Here is a 264-nt window from a genome sequence, read left to right as displayed (position 1 = left end):
TCGCTGACGGCGTGGAAGAAGCCCTCCTCGTCCCGGGCGCCGGCGGAACGGTCATGGGCAGGCGCCATGCCGTCGGCGCGTACGTCGACGATGCCGGTGATGCGACCGGGTCGTGGCGACATCACGACCACCCGGTCGGAGAGGAACACCGCCTCGGGGATCGAGTGGGTCACGAACAGGACAGCGGCCCCCGTCTCCGCGCAGATCCGGACCAGCTCGTTCTGCATCCGCTCGCGGGTGATCTCGTCGAGCGCACCGAACGGC

Annotated in this window: 1 pseudogene; it reads right to left on the bottom strand. The window is 70.1% G+C overall.

The window, feature by feature from the left end:
* A pseudogene (locus tag ACOADB_RS18275) lies at positions 1-264 on the bottom strand (ABC transporter ATP-binding protein); the annotation flags it as partial.

The sequence above is a fragment of the Nocardioides sp. CPCC 206348 genome (assembly GCF_048654705.1).
Taxonomy (GTDB): Bacteria; Actinomycetota; Actinomycetes; order Propionibacteriales; family Nocardioidaceae; genus Nocardioides.
This window is presented reverse-complemented; position numbering and strand designations above follow the sequence as displayed.